General features: G+C 53.1%; 22 protein-coding genes. 4 read left to right on the forward strand and 18 right to left on the reverse strand.

Translation table 11 applies throughout. The features are described from left to right. Positions 1 to 40: 40 nt before the first annotated feature. The 8 genes from PSAB_RS18065 to PSAB_RS18095 all read right to left on the reverse strand — a co-directional run bounded on the left by PSAB_RS18065 (position 41) and on the right by PSAB_RS18095 (position 8,727). A complete protein-coding gene (locus tag PSAB_RS18065) occupies positions 41 to 796 on the reverse strand; it encodes a tRNA threonylcarbamoyladenosine dehydratase (RefSeq protein WP_025335996.1) in 756 nt (251 codons plus the stop codon). A gap of 12 nt (positions 797 to 808) precedes the next feature. Beyond that, positions 809 to 2,584 (reverse strand): aspartate--tRNA ligase, encoded by a 1,776-nt coding sequence (gene aspS / locus PSAB_RS18070; RefSeq protein ID WP_025335997.1) that lies wholly within the window; start codon positions 2,582 to 2,584, stop codon positions 809 to 811. Positions 2,585 to 2,649: 65 nt separating this feature from the next. Next, positions 2,650 to 3,912 (reverse strand): histidine--tRNA ligase, encoded by a 1,263-nt coding sequence (gene hisS / locus PSAB_RS18075; RefSeq protein ID WP_025335998.1) that lies wholly within the window; start codon positions 3,910 to 3,912, stop codon positions 2,650 to 2,652. A gap of 754 nt (positions 3,913 to 4,666) precedes the next feature. Beyond that, positions 4,667 to 5,098 (reverse strand): hypothetical protein, encoded by a 432-nt coding sequence (locus PSAB_RS18080; RefSeq protein WP_025335999.1) that lies wholly within the window; start codon positions 5,096 to 5,098, stop codon positions 4,667 to 4,669. Between the two features lie 34 nt (positions 5,099 to 5,132). Beyond that, complete coding sequence (locus PSAB_RS18085; RefSeq protein ID WP_025336000.1) at positions 5,133 to 5,657, reverse strand: type 1 glutamine amidotransferase domain-containing protein; 525 nt, start codon at positions 5,655 to 5,657, stop codon at positions 5,133 to 5,135. A 109-nt stretch (positions 5,658 to 5,766) separates the two neighbouring features. Then, positions 5,767 to 5,919, reverse strand: coding sequence for a hypothetical protein (locus PSAB_RS25825; protein ID WP_158442602.1), 153 nt, complete (start codon positions 5,917 to 5,919; stop codon positions 5,767 to 5,769). Positions 5,920 to 6,086: 167 nt separating this feature from the next. Further along, positions 6,087 to 6,530, reverse strand: coding sequence for a D-aminoacyl-tRNA deacylase (gene dtd, locus PSAB_RS18090; RefSeq protein ID WP_025336001.1), 444 nt, complete (start codon positions 6,528 to 6,530; stop codon positions 6,087 to 6,089). Positions 6,531 to 6,549: 19 nt separating this feature from the next. Then, positions 6,550 to 8,727 (reverse strand): RelA/SpoT family protein, encoded by a 2,178-nt coding sequence (locus tag PSAB_RS18095; RefSeq protein ID WP_025336002.1) that lies wholly within the window; start codon positions 8,725 to 8,727, stop codon positions 6,550 to 6,552. 309 nt (positions 8,728 to 9,036) lie between these two features. Between PSAB_RS18095 and uraA the strand changes: the two genes are divergently transcribed. After that, a complete protein-coding gene (gene uraA / locus PSAB_RS18100) occupies positions 9,037 to 10,353 on the forward strand; it encodes a uracil permease (protein WP_025336003.1) in 1,317 nt (438 codons plus the stop codon). Positions 10,354 to 10,600: 247 nt separating this feature from the next. On the opposite strand, the gene PSAB_RS18105 is transcribed toward uraA, so the two are convergent. From PSAB_RS18105 to PSAB_RS18130, 6 genes are all read right to left on the reverse strand, one after another. Beyond that, positions 10,601 to 11,119 (reverse strand): adenine phosphoribosyltransferase, encoded by a 519-nt coding sequence (locus PSAB_RS18105; RefSeq protein ID WP_025336004.1) that lies wholly within the window; start codon positions 11,117 to 11,119, stop codon positions 10,601 to 10,603. Between the two features lie 152 nt (positions 11,120 to 11,271). Then, positions 11,272 to 13,683 (reverse strand): single-stranded-DNA-specific exonuclease RecJ, encoded by a 2,412-nt coding sequence (recJ, locus tag PSAB_RS18110; protein WP_025336005.1) that lies wholly within the window; start codon positions 13,681 to 13,683, stop codon positions 11,272 to 11,274. Positions 13,684 to 13,715: 32 nt separating this feature from the next. After that, positions 13,716 to 14,678, reverse strand: a complete 963-nt coding sequence (locus PSAB_RS18115; protein ID WP_025336006.1) for a cation diffusion facilitator family transporter — start codon at positions 14,676 to 14,678, stop codon at positions 13,716 to 13,718. 118 nt (positions 14,679 to 14,796) lie between these two features. Further along, entirely contained in the window at positions 14,797 to 15,699 is a 903-nt protein-coding gene (secF, locus tag PSAB_RS18120; protein WP_051529789.1) for a protein translocase subunit SecF, read from the reverse strand. Further along, positions 15,689 to 16,939 carry a protein translocase subunit SecD gene (gene secD / locus PSAB_RS18125; RefSeq protein WP_038596046.1) on the reverse strand — a complete coding sequence of 417 codons (1,251 nt, stop codon included), beginning with the start codon at positions 16,937 to 16,939 and terminating at the stop codon, positions 15,689 to 15,691. Before secD ends, secF begins: the two co-directional genes overlap by 11 nt. 320 nt (positions 16,940 to 17,259) lie before the next feature. Further along, positions 17,260 to 17,511 carry a post-transcriptional regulator gene (locus PSAB_RS18130; RefSeq protein ID WP_025336007.1) on the reverse strand — a complete coding sequence of 84 codons (252 nt, stop codon included), beginning with the start codon at positions 17,509 to 17,511 and terminating at the stop codon, positions 17,260 to 17,262. Between the two features lie 246 nt (positions 17,512 to 17,757). On the opposite strand from PSAB_RS18130, the gene spoVB reads away from it, so the two are divergent. After that, entirely contained in the window at positions 17,758 to 19,323 is a 1,566-nt protein-coding gene (spoVB, locus tag PSAB_RS18135) for a stage V sporulation protein B (protein WP_038597321.1), read from the forward strand. Here spoVB and PSAB_RS18140 read toward each other — a convergent pair whose 3' ends face one another. Further along, positions 19,324 to 20,073, reverse strand: a complete 750-nt coding sequence (locus tag PSAB_RS18140) for a YetF domain-containing protein (protein ID WP_025336009.1) — start codon at positions 20,071 to 20,073, stop codon at positions 19,324 to 19,326. It abuts the gene before it with no gap. Between the two features lie 213 nt (positions 20,074 to 20,286). Here PSAB_RS18140 and PSAB_RS18145 point away from each other — a divergent pair, with 213 nt between their 5' ends. Then, positions 20,287 to 20,679 (forward strand): TIGR04086 family membrane protein, encoded by a 393-nt coding sequence (locus PSAB_RS18145; protein WP_025336010.1) that lies wholly within the window; start codon positions 20,287 to 20,289, stop codon positions 20,677 to 20,679. Between the two features lie 102 nt (positions 20,680 to 20,781). Further along, positions 20,782 to 21,621 (forward strand): phosphatase PAP2 family protein, encoded by an 840-nt coding sequence (locus PSAB_RS18150; RefSeq protein WP_025336011.1) that lies wholly within the window; start codon positions 20,782 to 20,784, stop codon positions 21,619 to 21,621. Between the two features lie 170 nt (positions 21,622 to 21,791). On the opposite strand, the gene yajC is transcribed toward PSAB_RS18150, so the two are convergent. Genes yajC through queA form a run of 3 tightly spaced genes read right to left on the reverse strand, consistent with a single transcriptional unit; the run spans position 21,792 to position 24,334 of the window. Next, positions 21,792 to 22,103 (reverse strand): preprotein translocase subunit YajC, encoded by a 312-nt coding sequence (gene yajC, locus PSAB_RS18155; protein WP_025336012.1) that lies wholly within the window; start codon positions 22,101 to 22,103, stop codon positions 21,792 to 21,794. A 44-nt stretch (positions 22,104 to 22,147) separates the two neighbouring features. Further along, positions 22,148 to 23,284, reverse strand: a complete 1,137-nt coding sequence (gene tgt, locus PSAB_RS18160) for a tRNA guanosine(34) transglycosylase Tgt (RefSeq protein WP_025336013.1) — start codon at positions 23,282 to 23,284, stop codon at positions 22,148 to 22,150. A 21-nt stretch (positions 23,285 to 23,305) separates the two neighbouring features. Beyond that, positions 23,306 to 24,334 carry a tRNA preQ1(34) S-adenosylmethionine ribosyltransferase-isomerase QueA gene (gene queA, locus PSAB_RS18165; RefSeq protein ID WP_025336014.1) on the reverse strand — a complete coding sequence of 343 codons (1,029 nt, stop codon included), beginning with the start codon at positions 24,332 to 24,334 and terminating at the stop codon, positions 23,306 to 23,308. Positions 24,335 to 24,336: the final 2 nt, after the last annotated feature.

The following is a 24,336-nucleotide window of genomic DNA, read 5'->3' on the forward strand; positions in this document are numbered from 1 at the left end:
CTTTCGGCGCTCGCTCTTGTCGCAAGTTATAGTTGCCCTTTTAAAGCTTGACCCCGGCGTTTTCCAACAGCTCTCTCACGGCGACGCTGACCATAATCAGCCCCGCCACTGGAGGCACGAACGCATTGCTCGCCGGGGGCTGCTTCGCCTTCCGGATCTCAGGCGCGTTCTCCGGCACGATTTTATCCGTCACATCCTGCCGGGGCTTCATCGGCTCCTCGGTCGAGAATACGACCTTAACGCCTTTCTTGATGCCTTCCTTACGGAGTCTCTGGCGGATAACCCGGGCGATCGGGTCCATCGTCGTCTTGGAAATGTCGGCGACCTGAAACTTCGTCGGGTCCATCTTGTTCGCCGCCCCCATGCTTGAGATCATCGGGATTTTACGGGCGAGACATTCCTTGATCAGATGGATTTTGTAATGAATCGTATCCGAAGCATCGAGCACGTAGTCGAGCTTGTATTTGAACAGCTCTTCATACGTTTCTTCGGTATAGAACATATTCAGCGCAATCGCTTCGCACTCCGGGTTGATCAGCTTCACCCGCTCTACCATCAAATCCGCTTTTTTCTGGCCGACTGTCGTGGTAAGCGCATGAATCTGGCGGTTGATGTTGGTGATATCGACAGCGTCCTTGTCGATCAGGATAATGCGGCCGACGCCCGTGCGGGCGAGGGCCTCCACCGCGATGGAGCCGACGCCGCCGATGCCGAGCACCGCTACCGTGCTGTTTTTCATAACTTCCAGACCCTCGGGTCCGATAGCAAGTTCGGTACGCGAGAACTGATGCAGCATGATGTCAGCCTCCTATTTCTTGGCTTTTTCCTTAATGGCCACTCTGATATGCAGTTCGTCCAGCTGCGCGTCTTTAACCGGAGACGGAGCATCCATGAGCAGATCGGTCGCGCTGGCCGTTTTCGGGAAGGCGATCGTTTCGCGCAGGTTGGTGCGTCCGGCCAGCAGCATCACGAGACGGTCGAAACCGAAAGCGATGCCGCCGTGAGGAGGCGTGCCGTATTCGAATGCGTCAAGCAGATAACCGAACTTGTCTTGTACCTCTTCTTTGGACAGGGAGAGTGCGTCGAACATTTTCTCCTGCACATCGCGCTTGTAAATCCGCATCGAGCCGCCGCCGACTTCGTAGCCGTTCAGCACGATATCATAAGCCTGCGCGCGGATTGCGCCGGGATCGGTGTCGAACAGGGCCACATCTTCTTCACGCGGACGGGTGAACGGATGATGCTCCGCCACATAACGCTTCTGTTCCTCGTCATACCCGAGCAGCGGGAAGTCGGTTACCCAGGCGAATTTGTATACACTGTCGTCGATCAGGCCGAGCTGACGGCCGATTCGAAGACGGAGCGCGCCGAGAACGTCGGCGACAACCTTTTTGTTATCCGCAGAGAAGAGCAGCAGGTCGCCTTCCTCGGCACCCGTGCGTTCTTTAACGGCGGCAATCTCTTCCTCGGAGAAGAATTTTACGATCGGGCCGCGGAATTCGCCTTCCTTGACTTGAATCCAGGCGAGGCCTTTCGCGCCGTAACGGGCCGCATAAGGGCCGAGATCGTCGATTTCCTTACGGGTCCAAGTGCCGCAGCCCTTGGCGTTCAAACATTTCACTTCTCCGCCCTTTTCGATAACGGAGGCAAATACCTTCACGCCGCTGCCTGCGACGATATCATTCATTTCAATCAGTTCCAGACCGAAACGCAGGTCCGGCTTATCCGAGCCGTATTTGCCCATCGCCTCGGCATGGGTCAGCCGCTGGAACGGCAGAGCGAGCTCAACGCCGATCGTCTCTTTGAACAGGCGCTGCATCAGGCGCTCCATCATGCCCAGCAGTTCGTCCTGGGACAGGAAGGACGTCTCGATGTCCACCTGCGTAAACTCCGGCTGTCGGTCGGCGCGCAGGTCCTCGTCACGGAAACAGCGGGCGATTTGGTAGTAGCGCTCAACTCCGCCCACCATCAGCAGCTGTTTGTAAATCTGCGGCGATTGCGGCAGCGCGAAAAATTCACCTTCATGCACACGGCTCGGCACGAGATAGTCGCGGGCGCCTTCCGGCGAGCTCTTGGTCAGAATCGGCGTTTCCACGTCGATGAAGCCTTCCTCGTCAAGGAAATCCCGGAAAATCTTCGCCGATTTCGAACGGAGCAGCAGCGTCTTCTGCATCTCCGGACGGCGCAGATCAAGGTAGCGGTATTTAAGGCGCAGCGATTCGTCCACTTCCACGCCGTCTTCAATGAAGAACGGAGGCGTCTTGGCGGCATTAAGCACCTCAATGTCAGTCACGCGCACTTCGATTTCCCCTGTTGGCAGGTTGGAGTTAACGGTCTCCGGATCGCGCTTCACGACCTGGCCTTTAACCGCAATCACATACTCGCTGCGGGTCTTGTCGGCAATTTGCAGCGCTTCTCCCGAGTAATCCGGATTGAAGACGATCTGTACGATTCCGCTTCGGTCGCGAAGATCGATGAACAGCACGCCTCCAAGGTCGCGGCGGGTCTGCACCCAACCGTTCAAGATGACAGTCTGACCGATACTCTCCGTGGTCAGCTGTCCGCAGTTATGACTTCTTTGCATGATATACCATACCCCTTTGTAATTAAAATCTAACCTTCATCGCCGTTTCAAGCCGACCCCTCAGGTCAAGCCTGCTCCGCCAGCACTTCTCCCAGATCTTCCAGCTTAACAGTACGCTGCTCGCCGGTCGCCATGCTCTTGAGGGCGATTTCCCCGCGCTGCAGCTCTTCCTCGCCAAGAATGGCTGTAAAACGTGCCGACATCCGGTCGGCAGACTTAAACTGGGCCTTCATTTTACGTCCCAGATAGTCGCGCTCCGCCGAGAACCCCTGGCTGCGCAGAATGAACAATTGCTTGGTGATTTCGGCTTCCGCCTCTTCGCCCAGCGCTACGAGATACACATCCAGCGGCCTGGACGCTTCCAGTTCCACCTTCTGATTCTCCAGAATGAGCTGAATGCGCTCAAGTCCAATGCCAAGGCCGATGCCGGGCTGGTCCGGTCCGCCGATTTCGCTGACGAGGCCGTTATAGCGTCCGCCGCCGCCAACCGTATCGATGGAGCCGATGCCGGCCGCCTTGTACTCAAACGCCGTATGCGTATAATAATCGAGGCCCCGGACGAGCCGCGTATTGACGGCATAATCGACGCCCATCGCATCCAGGTGCGCCCGCACCTTAGCGAAGTGCACCGTGCACTCCTCATCCAGGCTGTCCAAAATGGACGGGGCATCTACGAACTTCTGCTGATCGACCTTGCAGTCCAGCACCCGCAGCGGATTGCGCTCCATGCGCCGCTGGCAGTCACTGCAAAGGCTGTCCTTCATCGGACGCAGGAACGCTAGCAGCTTCTCCCGGTAGGCGGCCCGGCTTGGAATATTGCCCACGGAATTAATCTCGACGCGTACGCCGCTCAGGCCCAGGTCCTTGCAGAACTGGTAGCCGAGCGAAATGACCTCCGCATCGATCGCCGGATCGACCGCTCCGAACGCTTCCACGCCAAATTGATGAAACTGGCGGTATCTTCCCGCCTGCGGACGCTCATAGCGGAACATCGGACCGATGTAGTAGAGCTTGCTGACATCCGGTTCACCGTACAGCTTGTTCTGCACGTAAGCGCGGACGACGCCTGCCGTCCCTTCCGGACGCAGCGCCAGATCCCGGTTCCCCTTGTCTTTGAAGGTGTACATTTCGCCTTCCACGATATCGGTCGTCTCGCCGACGCCTCTCTCGAACAGCTCCGTATGCTCGAACATCGGGGTCCGGATTTCGCGATAGTTGAAGCGACGGCACAAATCTCTGGCTTTCTCTTCAACGAACTGCCATCTTTCCACCGCACCGGGCAGGATATCCTGCGTGCCGGTCGGCTTCTCGAATCTTTCTTTAGCCACAGCTTATCCCTCCTGAAATTGCCCTTGAGCACTTAGAAATGCCCATAAAAAATCCCCCGTCCTGTTCGATCAACAGGGACGAGGGATTATCGCTAACGATCTTCACCCGTGGTACCACCCACATTCCGGCCGAAAACCTAAGCTTTCAAGGCCGCTCCAAGCGGTTAACGCCCGCCTACGCGCAAGAACGGCTACTGACGCGGCATCCGCCGCTGTTCGCCGTGCGTTCTCGGGGAGGTCATTCATTCGCTCATCAACAGAATCCTTGCAGCCTGGCTGAATATTTGATTAACCTCTTCCGAGGTCAAAAAAACGAGCCATGGGATTCCTCTCTGGGGTTGTGGGTGCCGAACTACTCGTTCCCGTCATCAAAACATGATATATGTCGTATATTGTTAGATTCTACTGAACCACTGCGTTAAAGTCAAGGGATGATTTTTGTTCTCCGGGACATTGTTTCCAAAACCTTTAATCCCCAAAAAAATGACCCGCAGCCGATTGCTGCAGGTCCAATGTAATATATTATAAAAAAGGGGGTCATGGCTTTATTATAAACACAGTATATTAAGCAATCATGTATGAAATATTACTCTTATATTACAGAAAAGAAAGCGTTTTATTTTTCTGGGACAAGAAGAAATAAAAGACCATTTATAAGCGTGAAATATTCTTATATTTTGACAAAAAGCCTCCCGCTCTGTGAACGGGAAGCTTTTGCATGGGAACCGTTTATTTGGGCCTCGGAGCTTCAAGTTTAATCAAAAATTTCGACATAGGCATTTTTGCCCCGCAGGGTGTGCACCACCGCGTTAAAATCCTCGTCGCTCACTTTGATCTCCATAACGTATCCCAAATGATCCAAATCTCCATCGGCGTACACCCGGTCCGCGCGGAGATCGTCCCTTCCAGTGGCAGCATCCCCGTTGAACGGCTCTTTCCTGTCGATATCCGTACTCGCCGTACTTACCGGTACTGCCGCGGGCGCCGCTCCGAAAGCCGCAAAGGTGGAGCCACTCCCCGCCAGATTATTCGGCGGCATGAGCGGAAGGAGCAGCCTCCGGTCTTCTCCCAAAGGATCAGTCAGGGCTCCTACCTCCAGAACATCCGCGTCAAACGACAGCAGTACCGTCTTGGCGCCTTCTGCTTCATCCTCATTTCTGAAGTAAGCCTGAATCCGCTTGGTCATCGTTATCGCCTCCCATTCATAATGTGAAAGCCGGTTATTGATTCACCTTGACCTGGAGTGCCTGTAACAGTTCGCGAACAAAGGCCGGCTCATCCTTGGGCGTTCGCGAAGTGATATAATTGCCGTCCACGACGACTTCCTCGTCCTTGAAATTCGCTCCCGCGTTAACCATATCGTCTTTCAGCGGAGGATAGGACGTAATCGTTCGGCCTTTCAAGAGACCGGCGCTGATCAGGATTTGCGGCCCGTGGCAGATCGCCGCGACCGGCTTGCCGCCGCTGTCCGCTTCCTTCACGAATTTGAGTATATCGGCGGAAGAGCGCAGCCCTTCCGGCGAGGAACCGCCAGGAATAACAACAGCGTCATAGTCGGCCGCCTTCACTTCGGTGATGGCCTTGTCGGTTGTATAGGAGGCTTCGCCCTTCTTGCCCTTGAGCGTTTCGCCTTTTTTCAGTCCAATAATATCGGCTTCATGTCCGGCCCCCTTCACCGCATCGTAGGGAACCTTCATTTCGGAATCTTCGAATTGAGCAGCAAGCAGAAAAGCAACTTTACTCATTGTAAAAAATTCTCCTTTCTGTTGTTCTTGTTCTCGTAGTTTTATTACCCGAATCCGGCGTCCTTCTAACCCCGCAGAGCGAAAAAGCCGCTCCTTCTGGCCCTCTCGCTCACGAGCGCGGCAGTAAATCGCGGCTTCTTCCTTTCCGTATATCCTTGCTGAGCCATTCGGACTCCTTCGCACTTGCGGCGGCTTCCACCAGGCTTCCGGCTGAAAGGGCGGCCAACGTTCTCCATGCCCAGGCTTTCGGCGGCTGTCTCATTTCTAGCGCTCCTTAGCTTATGCTTGTCATTCTTCCCTGAAGTTTGCCCCGGCCGCTTAAAGCCTATCCAGCAAAAAAACGGATGGTCCGAGAACCTGTTCCAGGTTTCTCAGCCATCCGTTTTCATATCGTACCGCCTTTTAGCGGCCGTTACATCTTGACTTCCTCTATCCCCTGCTGTCCAGAATGAGCGTTACTGGCCCCCAGTTGATCAAGGATACATCCATCATCGCTCCGAAGACGCCTGTTTCAACCCGCAGTCCGGCTGCCGCCAGCTCACGGTTAAAATAGTCGTAGAGCCGCTCCGCTTCCACCGGCGCAGCCGCCGCCATAAAGTTTGGGCGCCGTCCCTTCCGGCAGTCGCCATATAACGTGAACTGCGATACGGATAAAATCGATCCGCCCGTGTCGCTGACGCTGTAATTCATTTTTCCTGCTTCATCCTCAAAAATGCGCAGCCCGGCGATCTTGCCCGCCAAAAACTTGGCGTCCTGCTCCGTATCTTCGTGGGTGACGCCGACCAGAAGCATCAGGCCTTCGCCGATCTCCCCGGCAATCTTGCCATCCACCTCGACCCGCGCTTCCTTGCAGCGCTGCACAACCACTTTCATGTATGCCACAACTCCTGACTTACTGCATAATCCGGTGAACGGTATAGACGTCTTTTACCCGTTTGACCTTCTCCACGACCGAATACAAATGATCCGTATTGCGGATCAGGATGGTCATATGAATCAGAGCCATCTTGTTCTTGTCGGAACGGCCGGTAACCGCTGATATATTCGTCTTGCTCTCGGATACCGCCTGCAGCACTTCATTCAGCAAGCCGTTCCGGTCATGGCCGGTAATTTCGATATCGACGCTGTAATTCGCCTCCATACTGCCTTCCCATTCCACCTCGATGACGCGCGCTGCTTCCTCGCTCTCCTCCGCCTTGATGTTCGGACAGTCCGAGCGATGCACGGAAACGCCGCGGCCGCGTGTGACGTAGCCGACAATGTCATCCCCCGGCACCGGATTGCAGCATCTGGCGAAGCGGACGAGCAGGTTGTCGATCCCCTTGACGCGTACGCCGTTCGTCGGCTGGTTCCGCTTCTCGGCGACCTTGATTTCCTTCTTCTCGGTCGTTAGCTCCAGATGAGCCGCCGCCGCTTCCTCCTGCTCCTTGCGCAGCTTCTCCGTCAAGCGGGTGGCGATCTGCGCCGCCGTAATGCCGCCGAAGCCTACTGCAGAGAGCATATCCTCAATATCGTTAAAGGCGAATTTCTTCGCCGCTTCCAGCAGCTTCTCATCGGACATCCAGTCCGAAGGCTCGATTCCAAGCCGCTTCAGCTCGCGCTCGATCGCTTCGCGCCCTTTTTCGACATTTTCCTCGCGCTTCTCTTTCTTGAACCACTGCTTGATTTTGCTTCGGGCATGCGAAGACTGGGCGATCTTCAGCCAATCCCGGCTCGGCCCGTAAGAGTGCTTCGAGGTCAGGATTTCCACGATATCGCCGGTCTTCAGCTTGTGGTCAAGCGGTACGATCCGCCCATTGACTTTGGCCCCGATTGTGCGGTTGCCGACCTCCGTATGAATCCGGAAGGCAAAATCCAGCGGCACGGAACCCGCAGGCAGCTCGATGACTTCCCCTTTGGGTGTAAAAACGAAGACAAGGTCGGAGAAAAAGTCCATTTTCAGCGATTCGACAAACTCCGAAGCATCCTTGGCTTCATGCTGCAGCTCCAAAATTTCGCGAAAAAAAGGCATCCGGTTCTCAGGATTGGCGGCCCCGCCGCTTCCTTCCTTGTATGCCCAGTGTGCTGCTATCCCGTATTCGGCTGTGCGGTGCATTTCAAACGTTCGGATCTGGACTTCCGTCGGCTCGCCGCCAGGACCTACGACCGTCGTATGGAGCGATTGGTACATGTTGGCCTTCGGCATGGCGATATAATCCTTGAAACGGCCTGGCATAGGTTTCCAGAGAGTATGGATAATACCGAGGGTGGCATAACAATCCTTGATGTTGTCAACGATAATGCGTATCGCGAGCAGATCGTAAATTTCGTTGAACTGCTTGTTCTTTGTGGTCATTTTGTTGTAGACGCTGTAAATATGCTTGGGACGTCCCGAGAGATCGCCTACGATGCCCATTTCGTCCAGCTTGACGGAGATGCGGCTGATGACGCTGTCGATAAACTGCTCGCGTTCGGCGCGCTTTTTGTGCATCAGATTGGCAATCCGGTAGTACTGCTGGGGATTCAGGTAACGGAGCGCGATATCCTCCATTTCCCATTTGATGGCCGAAATACCGAGCCGGTCCGCAATGGGACAGAAAATTTCAAGCGTTTCATAAGAAATGCGGCGCTGGCTTTCTTCCGACTGATATTTCAGCGTCCGCATATTATGCAGCCGGTCCGCGAGCTTGATAACAATGACGCGGATATCCTGTGCCATGGCGACGAACATTTTGCGGTAATTCTCGTTCTGCTGTTCTTCCTTTGACCGGAAACGAATGCGTTCCAACTTGGTCAGTCCGTCCACGAGCATGGCGCAGGAATCGCCGAATTTCTCACGAATCTGCTCGAGCGACACCGTCGTATCCTCCACAACATCGTGCAAAAGAGCCGCGATAATAGAGATGACGTCCATCTGCATGCTCACGACAATATCGGCGACTGCAAGCGGATGCAGGATATACGGTTCCCCCGATTTGCGCACCTGCCCGTAATGGGCCTGGTCGGCAAATACATACGCCTCCTGTATGCGTGGAAGATCTTTTTCTTTTATATAGGCTCCGGCCCTTTCCAGTAATCGCTCAATGCCCATACTCGTCGTATCCGTTTCCTTTCTATAATAAAATGAACCCGCGTCTATTGCGCATCCGCAGGCAGGGTTCGGTTTTTTTCATTTTTTAAAAAAGCCGACAACTTCCCTATACTGAAAGTTTCCTATTATTATGACGCTTGCGGCGGGTTACGTCAACACTTGCCATTCTGTGGCATTTATTAACGATTTATAAGGCGATTGTGAAAAAAATAACGGACTGTGTGAAAATGTTGTTGAAAAAAGGGGCCGTTCTATTTAATCTAGTAAAGGCGCTTTTCCAGATTTAAAACATGTTGAGGAGTGAATGATTTGCAACGAGAAATTCAAGTAGACGAGAGACTCCCCTTGGGCCCCGGCTTTCTGCTAAGCCTTCAGCATCTGTTCGCCATGTTCGGCAGCACAGTGCTTGTGCCCAACCTGTTCGGGGTTGACCCCGGAATGATTCTGCTGATGAACGGCATCGGCACCCTTTTGTACATATTGATCTGCAAAGGAAAAATTCCCGCATATCTCGGCTCCAGCTTTGCTTTTATCTCGCCGGTTACAGCTGTACTTGCCGCGCATTCGGACGATCACAGCCGTGGATACTCGCTTGCGCTGGGCGCTTTTATCGTCACGGGCGTCATCTTTGTCGTTGTCGCCCTTATCATACGTTATGCCGGAACAGGCTGGATTGACGTCGTATTTCCCCCAGCCGTTATGGGCGCCATCGTCGCCACGATCGGACTGGAGCTTGTGCCGGTGGCTGCTAACATGGCCGGGCTGATCGCCCCTGCCGGAGCAGCGGATTGGAAACCCGATCCAGGTGCGATTACGCTCTCCATGGTTACGCTGGGCGTGACGGTAATCGGAGCGGTTCTGTTCCGCGGATTTCCCAAAATCATCCATATTCTGATCGGTATTGTCACAGGATATGTTTTGGCTTATTTTATGCACCGGGTCGACACATCGGCTATTGCGAGCTCGCACTTTTTTGCCCACCCGACAGTTACTACGCCTTCCTTTGACTTGCAGGTAATCTTGACCATTATTCCGGTCTCGCTAGTCGTTATTGTCGAACACATCGGGCATCTGCTCGTGACCAGCAACATTGTAGGCAAAGACCTTGCCAAAGACCCCGGACTCGACCGCTCGCTCATGGGCAACGGCATTTCGACCATCATTTCCGGCTTTGTCGGTTCCACGCCCAATACGACTTACGGCGAAAATATCGGCGTTATGGCCCTGACCAAAGTTTATTCCGTTTATGTGATCGGTGGAGCGGCGGTTATCGCCATTTTACTCTCGTTCTCGGGCACGTTCTCTTCCATCATCGCCAACATTCCGCTGCCGGTCATGGGGGGCGTTTCACTGCTGCTGTTCGGCGTGATCGCGGCTTCCGGGCTTCGCATCTTTGTGGAGCAGAAGGTTGACTTCTCGAAGCCGACCAATATGATTTTGGCTACGCTCGTTCTCGTAGTGGGCATTAGCGGCACCACTCTTACTGTCGGAGGCGTTCAGCTCAAAGGCATGGCGCTGGCGACGATTGTCGGCATGGCGCTGTCTCTGCTGTTCAAGCTGTTCCAAGTAATCGGCCTGTCCGACGACAAGGAAGAGATCAAACAAGCCAAAGCTTCGGATGTTTAATCATTAATATTATTTATAGCAAGAAGAAACGACTGCGCCGTCCTTTTAGGAGCTAAGCTTCCGAAGTGGCGATACAAGTATCGCTTTTAGGTACCGTTTCTCGTAGAAATATAAGGCAAATGATAAGTGCGAAGCTTATACTTTCTTATATTTAGAAAAAGCCGGCGGCCATAACCGTACAGATGTACGGTAAGGCTGCCGGCTTGTTTATTTTCCGGGAAATAGGAGAACCTTTCCAGACTGATTATCAGTCTTCGTAGCTGAGAAGGGAAACGACTTCAACTTCAGGAAGCTTCTTACGGCCTTCAAGCTGCTCCAGTTCGATCAGAAATGCCGCTCCGACCACATTGCCCCCGAGCTTTTGAACAAGGTTAACCGCGGTGGAAATCGTGCCTCCCGTTGCCAGCAGGTCGTCGGCGATCAGTACATTTTGCCCAGGGAGAATTGCGTCGGTATGTACCGCTAGCTTGTCCTTTCCGTATTCCAGATCATATCCCGCTTCAATTGTATCGTACGGCAGCTTTCCGCTTTTGCGGATCGGCACAAAGCCAACACCCAGCGCATAGGCAAGAGGAGCCCCTACCACAAAGCCCCGGGCTTCCGGGCCGGCGATGACATCAATGTTCAAGTGAGACACAAGTTCCTTCAGCCTATCAATGGCTTGACGGTATTTTTCGCCATCCTTCAGCAAGGTCGTAATATCTTTGAAGCTGATACCCTCCACAGGGAAATCCGGAACCACACGGATAATTTCTTTGAAATCCAAAATAACTCCTCCTAAAAATTTTGATAGCATAGGCTTCCTGGGATTTCATTGCAAAATTCACTTCGGAAGCATCTGCTTAGTTTGTTAGCATTACCTTCTTTGAATTGTCTTCGCAAACTTGCTTCGGAAGCATCCGCTTAGTCTCAGCGGATTTAGGATACGCCCAGCCGGCGCGCCTCCATCCATTCTTGAAGCTCGGCCGTGCTTCCTTCCGAGAAGTACCGCTCCATTTCCGCCAGTTCACTGAGATGTGTGAAATGGCTGGATGAAGCCAGATCACGGGCTGCGGGCCGGGTCACAAAGGACACCTGTCCACGCTCCCTCCTGATAAAACCAAGCTCTTCGAATACGTCCAGCATCATCTTCAGCATCCGCAGACTCATCCGCGATTGGCGTGTAAGCCGCAGCAGCGCCTCCTGCTCGGGAAGCGGCTCGGCAGCGATAGCGGCCAACCATTTATACAGTGTCTTGAAATGATCTCTTGTCGGGATCAGCAGACGGTCCCGCTCCTCACGCAGCGAGTGCAGCAGCGCAATGTTCTGCGTATCCGGAAATGCCTGAAGCAGAGCATCGAGCTGCTGCAGGGACTCCGGCATATCGAGCAGGCACAGAAGGGATACCGGGTTCCCCGTATGCCCTTCCCCTGGCAGAACATCTAAAGGAGAAATCCCTTTATATTGATCATATACCCAAAAGGACATTCCCTGCCATTCGGGCAGCTCCCGCTCATGCAGCCGATCTTTACGAATCACCGCCGCTGCAAGTTCTTGCTTGCCTGTGGTCTGCGGCAGCAGCACATCTAGCAGGCGCCCCATCCTGCCTGCGGCATCACGCGCCCCGCGGAAATCAAACAGCTGCGGCTGCGGGACCGACAGATCCTGCAGCATAAGCTGCGCCTTGCGAGAGCCGTTCCATTCGTTGATCGACAATTCCGCCAGCACATCCACGCCTGTCCCCGGCGGCAGCAGCTCTGCCAGCTCTCCCTTGCCGAAAGCGACGGCTTCAACCGTAACGCCTTCCTGCTGCAGAACAAGCTTCAGGTGGCGATTGCCCTGGCCCATGGTGCGCGTCTCTTTCACGACCGCTCCCCGAACGATAAATTTCGGCAGCGGGTTGGCCATGCCAAAAGGGGCCAGCAGCTCCAGCTCTTCGGCGGCGCGAAGCGATAAATCGGGCAGCGTGTACTCCCCGTCCGCGGTGACTACCGGCACAAAGTCCTCCTCCGTCAGAACCGAGGAGGCGAACTCCTCCAGCGCGGCGGCAAACGCATCCAGCTTGTCTCGGTGCAGACTCATCCCGGCCGCCGCCGGGTGGCCGCCGAAGTGATCCATCATATCCGCGCAGGAGGAAAGAGCCGCGTAAATGTCCAATCCCGGAATGGACCGGGCCGAGCCTTTGCAATTTCCTGTTTCCGGATTGATGTCCAGAATAATTACTGGCCGGTAATAGCGTTCAAGCACTTTGGAAGCGACAATGCCAACAACCCCGACATTCCAGCCTTCCCCAGCCAGAACGATGATGCTTGGAAGCTTTCCGTCCTTCAATCTATCTTCCAAACGGGCTATCGCTTCACTGACAATCCGGTCTACGACCATCTGCCGCTCTTTATTCAGCAAGTCCAGCTCTTCGGCCAGACGCTCCGCCTCCGCGGGATCTTCCGTGGTCAGCAGGGATACGGCCCGTCCGGCATGATCGAGCCTCCCGCTGGCATTAATTCGAGGCGCCAGTCCAAAAGCGACATTGACCGCGTCCACCCTCTCCACCCTGACGGCGCTCACTTCAAGCAGCGCCCGAATACCGGGATACTTCGATCTGCGCATGCTTGCAAGTCCCCGGCGCACGATGGCGCGGTTCTCGTCAAGCAGCGGCATCAAGTCGGCGACCGTTCCGATCGCCGCAATCTCCAGCCATTCCTCCGGAACTTGTCCGTCCAGGAGCGCCTGAGCCAGCTTATAAGCGACTCCTACCCCGGCTAACCCCTTAAAAGGATAAGGGCAGCCGGGCAGCTTCGGGTTAATCAGAGCGTAGGCTGAAGGCAGAACGTCAGGAGGCTCATGATGATCCGTGACGATGACATCCATTCCAAGCTCGTTCGCATAAGCGATTTGGCTGCAGGCGCTGATTCCTGTATCCACCGTAATGACCAGCGAAACTCCCTGCTGAAGCGCCCAATCGAGCGCGTGATTATGCAGCCCGTAGCCCTCATTGGAACGGTGGGGGATATAGATGTCGAAGGAAGCACCCAGGTGGCGCAGCAGATGAATCATCAGCGAAGTGCTGGATACGCCGTCGGCGTCGTAATCCCCGTAGACAAGGATATGCTCTTCTTCCTCGATCGCCTTTTGGATGCGGGGAACAGCCTCTTTCATGCCTTTCAGCAAGAATGGATCATGATCTTCTTCCATCGCGCCTTCTATAAAACTATGGGCTTTTTCCGGATCGTTCATTCCCCTGGCGACCAGCAGGGATGCAACGAGCGGAGAAACAGAAAGTCTCCGGACCAGCTCCCGGGATTGTACGGGATCGGCTGCCGGAGATTGCCATTGGGTTTTTGAATGAAGCAATGCGGTTCACCTTTCTCTCGCGTAAAGCCTGGCTATTGCAGCAGTGTCGGCAGTTCGCTGTCCGTCAGCTCATAATTGGTTTTGTACGGATAACCGGGTTCATAAGGCACGATATCCATATGAACGTGGCCGACATGGACAAAACGGTGCTGCAGCAGTTTTTTGGCGCAGTCCGCGATTTCACGTGCTTCAATAACACTGATACGCGGATTGACGCTGATTGTGACCTGAAGATTGACGTATCGGCCTTCCTCATGCGCCTTTAAATGTTCCACGCGAATGACGCCATGAACCTTTTGAACGGTATCGATAAAATTCGCCGCATCCTCATGCGGAAGCTCCTGTTCCTTCTTGCCGTAAATCGTACTGAGAATGAGCAAATATCCTTTGCGGAGAATCAGACAGGCTGCCAAAAGGGCGGCGATCGGGTCCAGGTACAGGAGAGGATGCAAGTTCGTGTATCCTCCGAGCATGGACGCTGCCACACCGATCAACACGGTCAGCGATGTATACAGGCTGAACCGGTGGTTATCGGCGTAAGCGGCGTGACTGCCGTTCCCGATTTTTTGAGCAGAACGGTATTGATATTGAAAAATAACTTCCTTCACCAGCAGAGACAAAAAGATCGTCAAAAGGGCATGTTCTCCCGAGGAATTCAGGTCACCGCTCGTCAAATCGCGGATCGCGGAAAAAGCGATTTGCAGACCGCCCATCAAAATAAGCACCGCGAATATAACAGATAATAATGGCTCCTTCTTGTCCTTCCCATCCCGCGAATCCGGTTTCCGCACACGGCTGCCTTCACCGCCGCCGCGCCACGGAAGAATCTCGGCCAGCTTCGCCGCGGCATCCGCTCCCGAGTATAGGGCATCTGCGATCAATGCCTTGCTTCCGGAATAATAACCTGCGGCCCCTTTCACCAGAGCCAGCGCGAAATCGCCGGCAATTCCCGTCCAAGCCACCCGCTCGTTTTGAGACGAATCCTTTTTATTCATCTTCGGTTCCTCCTTGCCGCACCATGTACTCGCTGTGATGATGGGTATAATAACCGACATCCCGCCTAAGGTTTCAAAAGCCGCGTCGTCATGGACGCGGCTTCGTCTAATGGATCATTTACGCTTTGGCTGGCTTGCTCTTGGGCTTAGCCTTCTGGTTCTTCTTCAGCAGCAGCCACAGCGGGCTTGCGATGAAGATCGAAGAGTATGCGCCGAACAACAGACCGATAACCATGGCCAGAGAGAACATTTTGATCGATTCGCCGCCAAGCAACAGCAGGAAGAACGCGGCGATAAATACGGTAAGGGCAGTGTAGAGAGAACGCATGATGGTCTGAGAGATACTCTTGTTAACCAGAACTTTCAGATCATCGTACGTTTTTTGCTTGCCAAAGCGAAGATTTTCGCGAATCCGGTCAAAAATAACGATGGTATCGTTGATGGAATAACCGATAATTGTCAATACTGCGACAATGAATGTCAGGTCCACTTCCAGCCGGAAAATGGAGAATATCGCAACAACCATAAACGCGTCATGGACCAGAGCGACAATCGCCGCAATCGCGAAACGCCATTCAAATCGGATGCTGACATACACAATAATACCCAGGCAGGAAAGTAGAACCGAGTAAATCGCGTTGCGCGCAAGCTCCTTAGCCATTTCGGTATCAACCGTGTTGACTTCAAATGACGCCTTGTCGTCAAGCTTAGTAATGGCGCTCTTCAGCGCGGCATCCTGCTGGCTCGACAGCACTTCGTCATAGCGGATGGTTACCCGCTGCGTACCGGGCGTAATATTCGGCTCGTGATCCGCCCCAATGTTAGCGACAGCCGTACGAATCTGATCCACCGTCAAATTTTTGGAAAGGGACACGTCGACATTGGACCCGGCCCTAAAATCAACGCTGTAATTCAGATTAAATATCGCGAGGAAGATAATCCCCAGAATCGTAAGCGTAATGGAAAAAATATAGAAATACTTGCTCAAGTGAACGTAATCGAGCTCTTTCTTAAAGCGCACTGATTTCACTCTCCTTTACCCCGAATTGCTTCGGCTTGCTCAGCTTGCCGGCCTTAACCAGCATATTGAGCAGCCAACGGGCGAAATAAAGGTTCGTAAAGATGCTGAGCAGAATTTCTACGATCAGCACGAGCGCGAAGCCTTTTACCGAGCCTGTACCAAATGCGAACATAACAGCTGCGACAATAATCGTGGTCACGTTCGAGTCCATAACGGTACGGAAGGAAGACTTGCTGCCTGCCTTGACGGACGACATGATGCTCTTGCCGCTCCGCATTTCTTCCCGAATTCGTTCATTTGTAATAATGTTGGCGTCAACCGCCATCCCGATCCCGAGTATGAATGCCGCTATACCCGGAAGCGTCAGGGTGAAATCGGCAAATACGAAGACCAGAATCAGCAGCCATGTATGCAGAATCAAGGCAAAGCTTGCGATCAGTCCAGGTGCACGGTACATGCCGATCATAAAAATCAGAATGAACACCGAACCAATCAAGCCGGCTTTAACCGTCTGATCCAGGGACTGCTTGCCAAGAGTTGCCCCTACGCTCTGGGAATATTTCTCCGTCAGCTTCAGCGGAAGGGCGCCGAGATTGATCGTATCAGCCAGATTCCGGGCCTCTTCGACGGTATAATTGCCCGAGATCGATGCTGTTCCATCCGTAAGCTCCGCTCTGACCACAGGATCGGAAAGCTTCGTGTCATCGAGGTAAATCGCAAGATTCTTACCGAGCAGACGTTTCGTAATTTCCGCAAACTTCTGTTTATCTTTAACCTTGATGCTGATTTCGATCTGATTCAGGTTGTCCCGGCCGATAGTTGCAGCGTTCTCCACGAAATCGCTGCCTACCAGCTCGACTTTGCTGTACGTTTCCGGGGCGTCGCCTGGGGCGGCGCTGCGGAAAGTAAGCACCGCGGGTTCCTTCATCTTCTCACGAACCTCAGCCTCATTAGTGACACCGGCAATTTTGAGACGGATTCGATCCGTTCCTTCGGTGGTAACCTCAGGTTCGCTTGTTCCTAGTACGTTAGCCCGCTTCTCAAGGCTTGCTGCGGTCTGCAGCAGAGAAGCACGGGTGACTTCCTGGCCTTGCTCCGAAGGCTGGGCCTGGTACAAAATTTCGAAGCCGCCCTTCAAGTCAAGACCCAACCGCACTCTGTCGAGCAGCCCGGGAGTAGTTACCGCCATAACGGCCGCCAAGACGAGCACGGTAATGATGAAGCTCAGCAGTCTTTTCATGCTCTTGCTAGTTCCCCTTTCTTAAACTCAATATTCCTATTATAGCTAGGTGCCAAATCAGCGTCAATTTTAGCTGCGTTGGCAGTTCACTATCCAAAGCGTACCTCCAGCAAGCATTGATCGATTCAATCCCGGCTGAAGGCATGCGAAAACAAGCGCCAAAAGAGCGCCGCGGCCAAAAAGAAACGGCCATCCTCAGCAAGCTTGCCCGGGCCAGCCATCCGGTCCCTTAAGCAGCTGTGAGTTTGCCGTTCTCTACTTTCCACCTTAAATGAAGCCGTTTGCAATACAAGCCTGTAAACCGCCGTCCATATTAATTTTCATTTTAATCCCTTGTACATGGCAATGGTCACATAATTCATATAGGTGGTTACTTTCAATGAATAGATGTCATTCACAATTCTGTGAAGCGCCGGCGTTCCTTCCTTGCCATAATTCCGGCTGACACATTCCCAAATATCCTGGGCCGTGACATATTCATAGCCGAGAAGCCGGAATTCCTCCGCTTTGCTGAGACACATGGCTTCGAACTCCTTGTCCAGTTCCGCTTGATCCTTGCCCTCCGATTCCACGTGCTCCAACCTCCCCTGCTATTTACATGAATAATGTCCATGAACTCACTTCTTTAAATAATATTCGACCTGCATCCGATCTTTCCTTCTTTACTTTTAAAAATGTTATGACGGAAAGACAGTCATGTCCAATCGCATGCGGCATATCCATTTAAAAGGACAACGTTCGGCTAATGCCATATTTCACCCCGGAAGAAGGAATGCCGTTTGAGGAAACCGAAGAGTCAAAGCTTTATCTATGGAACGATGATTCTGCTCGCGGCCGGAATTGTCAACCGGATGCTGGGCTTTATTCCGCGCATTATTCTGCCGCGTGTCATTGGAGCCGAGGGGGTCGGGTTGTATCAGCTGGGATACCCGTTCTTTTTAGTGCTCGTTACCGTCATTACCGGCGGTATTCCGCTGGCTGTCGCCAAGATGGTGGCAGAAGCCGAAGGGCAAGGGCATTCTGAACGGTCGCGCCGCATTCTTCATTCAGCCCTGGGGCTAAGCATCACGCTGGGGATTTTGTTTACGGGAGTCGCCCTAGGAGGAGCATCCTGGGTATCCAATGTTATTTTAACAGACAACCGTGTCTATTATACATTCATTGCCATGATCCCGATGCTAACCATTGTCGCTGTATCTGCCGTCTACCGGGGCTATTTTCAAGGTCTGCAAAATATGATCCCCTCAGCGCTGTCCTCCGTGCTGGAGACGGTAACGCGCATTTTCTTCATGCTGTGGTTCTCCTGGCAGCTGCTGCCCAAAGGAATGGCTTTCGCCGCGGCCGGAGCCATGCTGGGTGTTACCGTCGGCGAGATTACAGGGATGCTGGTGCTGCTGATCCAGTACTATTTTGCCGTCAAAAAGGACAAACCGGAGCCTGACCAAGAGAACAGCACGCCTACTGAACCGGCTAAAGAAGCTCCGGTCAAGGAAAGCCCGGCACGGGATGGTGGAATACTGAGACGGCTGGTCGGCATCTCCGTTCCGGTAACGGCCGGAAGACTCGTCGGTTCGTTCTCCTACTTGCTGGAGTCGATTATCACCGCGCGGAGCCTTGCCATAGCGGGAATTGCCACATCGGTGGCAACCGCCCAATACGGCTCGCTGCAGGGCATGGTGATCCCGCTGCTCTTATTGCCCGGCGCGCTTACCACTGCCCTTGCCGTCTCGCTGGTGCCATCGCTGTCCGAAGCGTCCGCCCGGCGGGACCTTCAGGCGATTCATAAACGGATCCACCAGGCCCTGCGCCTCGCTATGGTCACCGGAGCCCCGTTCGCCGTGCTGATGTATGTGCTGGCCGTCCCTTTATGCACTCTTCTGTACGGCAGTCCCAACACCGCGCCCATGCTGCGGCTGATGGCGCCGTTCGCCCTGTTTCTGTACGTTCAGGCTCCGCTTCAAGCCGTGCTTCAGGCGATGGACCGCCCGGGCAAGGCACTCATCAACACTTTAATTGGTGCGGTTGTAAAAATCCTGTTGATCCTGCTGCTCGCCTCAAGACCGGAGTATGGAATCAACGGCGCACTGATTGCCATTATCGTCAACAGTATTCTCGTTACCTTGCTCCACGGTTACAGCGTCGTCAAATTGATCTCGCTGCGCCTGAAGCTGAACGATTTGCTCAAGACTTGCGCTGCAATGGCGATTATGGGTGCCGGCGTCAAATATGTATACACCCGCATACTTCTAGCCGATATGCAGTGGATGCAGTTTCTGTTCGCCTCTTCGCTTGGCATGGCGCTCTATCTCGGCATTGCTTTGCTGACCGGACTGTTTTCCCGCCGCGACCTCGAACGGATACCGGTGATCGGCCGCTGGCTATAGCTATTTGGCGCGGTTGTGGTCCACATACAGCATGCCTTTATGGTCAATCGAGCACAGGAAAACGTCGCGAAAATCGGTTGCGCCTTTTTGCCGAATCTGGTTTCGGAGCCAAAAACGTGTCTTCCCGATCATCTCCAGATTGTGATCCTGCACCCTTCCGTCCATAATCAGCGGCACGGGCAGTCCCTCATACCGGATTTTGTCTTTGGTGAATTCGACCGTGGATACTTCGCTGTCCGAACGTTTTTTGCCATCACCCTCTGTGCCTGAACCGCTGGAGGAGGAAGAGATGCCATTGTCTTTTTCAATGACGGTCAGTTGTCCGGTAGGCTCCAGAATTGCAAATTCGACATCTGCTAGGTTGGTAATATTTTGCCCTCTCAGCTGCAGCAGCAGATCGTCTATATTATATCTTTGTTTGCGCATTTCCTTTCGCTGGATCTTGCCGCCCGATATCAAAACGCTAGGTTTGCCGTCAATGAAAAGACGCAGCTTGCGGCTCTTCAGGCTGAAGTGGGCGAGTATCACCTGTGTCAGAACCAGTGTCACCATTGGCACAATTCCGTCATACAGCGGACGCTCAATATCTTCGATTGCGAATACGGCGATTTCGGCGATTAGAATGGATATGGTAAGGTCGAACACCGACAGTTTCCCGATCTCCCTTTTCCCCATAATGCGCAAGCTCAGGAAGATGAAGAGATACATCAGCAAGGTCATAAAGATATGTGCGGTGATGTGCCGGAACATATTGCTTCGCTCTCCTTTACAGGTCCTTCGGGCATGGCAGCGCCTGACGGAACAATGTAGTCCTATTCTGACCGCCATCTCCATGTAACATTCGAAAGCCTCGCGATCAATTACTGGTAAATGCTCGTACCCGCTTTCATGTACTATTGGGGCAAGCCTTCTCATAGTATGAAGTAACTGACTTGCACCTTTGGAGAAAGAGGAGGATAAACCATGGAACTGCTCCGTAAAATGTTCTCGCTGAAAATCGGGAATCCCGTGCTGTCGGGCTTGTGCCGAGCTTTTGTGTGGATGCTGCTGGGAGCTTTCATTCTGTCGCTGCTGCTTTGGGGAAGCGGGCTGAGCGAACACGATCTCTCACTGTATACCTATGTTGTACATGGACTGGCTATCGCCTTCGGAGGCTGGACGGCGGGGAAAAGAGCCATCAGAAGGGGCTGGTATCAAGGCTGCCTTACGGGCGTTTTTTATGGATTGATTGTCCTGATCATCGGTTTTCTGGCTTTGGACAGTCCCCTGAAGGCTCCGGATCTGCTGTGGATTGCGGCAGCGGCGTTCATTGGCACACTTGGCGGCATGTTTGGAGTCAATTTCCAGAAAGTATAAAATTTATATTTTCAACAAAAATTGAAACTTCGCTTCCCAAAATGTGATACACTGTCTTCATCCCGTTGCTGTTTTTTGCACATTAAGGAGGCTTTGATTCCTTTGCTTTATGAGTCTATGAATACTGTTTCATGGTTTACCGTAGTGATCGTCTTTCTGCTGATCGGCCTCGTCTCCCGCCAAAATCCTTTCAAGGCAGTGGTCTACCTGGCCAAAGAAATCCTTCGATCCTACAAACTCGTGCTTTTGATCGCTGGAATGTCCGGCGTGCTGGCCCTTAACAAGTACGAGCTGCAAATTGAGAAAAAAATGCATCTGACATCCGATTTTACCGGATTTGTGTTCGGCCTCGAAGGACATTTCGTTCAGGGTGTACAGCATCTATTTTACGCTCCGTGGCTGACTCCAATTATTGTTTTCTTTTATGTGTTTATGCTTCAATCGGTGCTTGCCGCCTCGCTCGGCGTGTATCTGATGGACAAAAACCGTCTGCTGCTGTATGCGACTTGCTACGCCGTAATACTAAATTACGCGATTGCCATTCCTTTTTATCTGTATTTTCCGGTAAATGAGGTCTGGTCCTATGCACCCGCAGGGGTCCGGTTCGTGATGCTGGACGTATTTCCGAGATTTGAACAGGAGTACCGGGCATTGTCCGGACTTGATAATTGCTTTCCAAGCCTTCACACCTCGATTTCCCTGACATCGGCGCTGCTGGCTTTCCGGTCGGGCAACCGGCGCTGGATGACAATCGCGGGCATTTCCGCCGCCGTCATTATTTTCGGCATTTTCTATCTGGGTATTCACTGGCTTACCGATATGGTTGGCGGGACTCTGCTGGCTGTGCTTTCCACCTCCCTCGGCGTTCAGCTTGCCAAGCTTACGCTCCGCGAAAGCGAGCCTGCGCTCAGGGTTGGCAGCGAAGCTGCTCCTTTTCAATAGGAAGACGATTCCACTTATTCCGGGGATTTCGTCCCCTTCTCTAAGGCATTGGTCATTTATTCACAAAAAGAAGTCCCGTTCGGGGGCTTCTTTTTTTATACAATAAAAAACGGTGTCCCTCCATCGTAATGGAAAGCACACCGCTTCGTAAAAATGAAATTGGAAAGCGATTACTTTGAATCCGCTTCCGTTGCCACTGAATGGCTGATCGAACCGCGGTCAAAGGTCAACTTGGTCACATCATTCACCCGGAGCACGACGATATCGTCGGAAATCTCCATAATCGTGCCGTGAAGGCCGCCGATCGTTACAACCTTGTCACCCTTTTTCAAACTCTTTAACATGGCGTTGCGCGTCTTGGTCTTCTTCTGCTGAGGACGGATCAACAGGAAGTAGAACACGACAAACATCAGGACAAACGGCCCGACGAGTCCCAAAATATTCGAAGACTGGGACCCTGCAGCTGCAGCGTATTGAAACATATTTCACCCCCCTTTCAAATCTTCGGTAAAGCACAATTCAGCACTTAGAAACCTTTTGAATTCTCATGTAAACCGTATTGTGCGAAAAACTCATCGCGAAAATCCAGCAGCCGGTCTTCCATGATGGCTTTACGCACTTTACGCATCAGTTCCAACAGGAAGTACAAATTATGATAGGTCGTTAAACGGAGTCCGAAGGTCTCATCGCTCTTGATCAAATGACGTAAATACGCACGCGAATAATTACGGCAGGTGTAACAGCCGCATTCCGGATCGAGCGGCCCGAAGTCTCGGGCATACTGCGCATTTCGGACAACGAGTCTTCCCTGGCTGGTCATGGTCGTACCATTGCGGGCAATACGGGTCGGCAGCACGCAATCGAACATGTCAACACCCCGGATTGCGCCTTCCACCAACGCGTCAGGAGAACCAACGCCCATCAAATAGCGCGGCTTGTCCTGCGGCAGGAGCGGAACCGTGTAATCCAGTACTTCGTACATAATTTGCTTTGATTCTCCGACACTGAGTCCTCCAATAGCATACCCCGGGAAATCCATGGAAGTCAACTCGGCAGCGCTCTGCCGGCGAAGATCTTCATACATGCCTCCTTGAACGATAGCGAACAAGCCCTGATCATGGGGACGGGCATGGCTCTTCAGGCAGCGCTCGGCCCAGCGTGTCGTCCGTTCCAGCGATTTTTTTACATAGTCGTATTCCGCCGGATAGGGAGGACACTCGTCGAAGGCCATCATAATGTCGGAGCCCAGCGCGTTCTGTATCTCCATCGCAACCTCCGGAGACAAAAATTTCTTATCCCCGTTCAGATGGGAGCGGAAGTGAACGCCCTCCTCCGTGATTTTACGCATCTCACTCAGAGAGAATACTTGAAACCCGCCGCTGTCGGTCAGAATCGGACGGTCCCAGTTCATGAATTTGTGCAAGCCCCCGGCTTCGCGGACGATATCATGACCCGGGCGGAGGAACAGATGGTACGTATTGCTCAGAATGATCTGCGCATCCATTTCCTTAAGCTCTTCGGGACTCATCGTTTTGACCGTTGCCTGGGTGCCCACCGGCATAAAAGTAGGGGTCTCAATCACCCCATGCGGAGTGTGAACTCTTCCGAGACGGGCCCCCGACTGTTTGCATGTCTTAATGTGCTCGTAAGTAATTGCTGCCATATTCCTAACCCATCCTCTTACTTAGTAAATGAACATTGCGTCGCCGAAACTGAAAAACCGGTATTTCTGCTCAATTGCCTCTTGATAGGCAGCAAGGATATTTTCCCTGCCCGCCAGGGCGCTGACCAGCATAACCAGCGTTGATTTCGGCAGATGAAAATTCGTAATCAGGGCGTCTACCAGCTTGAATTCATACCCCGGATAGATAAAAATATCCGTCCAGCCGCTGCATGCTTCAAGCGGTTCGCCCTTAAACATGCCCCCGACCGTCTCCAGCGTACGGCAGGAAGTCGTTCCAACCGCCACAATCCGGCTTCCCTTCTCCCGGGCCTCGTTCAGTATATCCGCCGTTTCCTGAGACAGCATGAAAAATTCCGCATGCATGACATGCTCCTCAACCGTTTCTACGGACATCGGACGGAACGTGCCCAGCCCGACATGAAGGGTAATATAGGCCAGATTGACCCCTTTTGCCTTAATCTTATCCAGCAGCTCCTCCGTAAAATGCAACCCGGCCGTAGGCGCGGCCGCCGAGCCTTCATTTCGGGCATATACGGTCTGATACCGTTCCCGGTCATCCAGCTTCTCCTTGATATAAGGCGGAAGCGGCATCGTTCCGAGCCGGTCCAGAATCTCCTGGAAGATTCCATTGTACATGAACCGCAGCGTACGCCCGCCCATGTCGCTTTCTTCCTCAATTACCGCCCGGAGTTCCTCGCCAAAGGAAATGACGGCGCCGGTCTTCAGCTTTTTGCCCGGTTTCACCAGAGCCTCCCACCGGTCTTCGTCCAAGCTCTTGAGCAGCAGCACCTCGGCCTTAGCTCCCGTGTCTTCCTTTATGCCGAACAACCGGGCAGGAATGACTCTCGTATCATTCAGCACAAGCGTATCGCCCGGCCGCAGTTCTTCAAGAATATCCGTAAAATGCCGATGCTCCGTCTTCCCGCTCCGCATGTCCAGCGTAAGCAGCCTTGAAGCGCTCCGGTCTGAAAGCGGAGTCTGGGCAATCAGTTCTTCCGGCAGATGAAAATCATACAAATCCACATGCATTG

The organism is Paenibacillus sabinae T27, assembly GCF_000612505.1.
In the GTDB taxonomy this organism is placed as follows: Bacteria; Bacillota; Bacilli; order Paenibacillales; family Paenibacillaceae; genus Paenibacillus_AQ; species Paenibacillus_AQ sabinae.